At 65.2% G+C, this 515-nt stretch carries 1 protein-coding gene; it reads right to left on the bottom strand.

The genetic code is table 11. The annotated features are described in order from the left end of the window. Positions 1–461, bottom strand: a 461-nt coding sequence (locus ACYVPE_RS40040) for an acyltransferase domain-containing protein (RefSeq protein WP_461038760.1), incomplete at its 3' end; no start/stop codon positions are given. Between the last annotated feature and the right edge of the window lie 54 nt (positions 462–515).

Here is a 515-nt window from a genome sequence, read left to right as displayed (position 1 = left end):
TCGATGGTGTCGTTGATGCCGATGGTGAGGACGGGGTGGGGGGAGGCTTCGATGAACAGGGTGTGGTCGGCGTCCAGGAGGGTGGTGATGGTGGTGTCGAAGGCGACGGTGTGGCGGAGGTTGTCGAACCAGTAGGTGGCGTCCATGACCGTGGTGTCAGCCATGGGGCCGCCGGTGTGTCCGGTCACGGTGGAGTAGAACGGGACCCTGCCTTGTTGGGGGGTCACCGGCCTCAACATTTCGGCGAGGGTGTCGTGGAGTTGGTCGATGTGGGGGGTGTGGGAGGCGTAGTCGACATCGATCCGCCGGGCCCGAACCTCCTGTCCCTCACACCAGAGGATCAGCTCCTCGACAGCCTCAACATCTCCCGCCACGACGGTGGAGACTGGCCCGTTGCGCGTCGCCACATGAAGACGACCCTCCCAGGTGCTGATCAACTCGGTGGCGTCCTCGGCGTTCATGGGCAGGGAGACCATTGCGCCGGTGCCGGCCAGAGCGGTCAACGCTCGGGAACG

The organism is Streptomyces mayteni (assembly GCF_054783955.1).
This window is presented reverse-complemented; position numbering and strand designations above follow the sequence as displayed.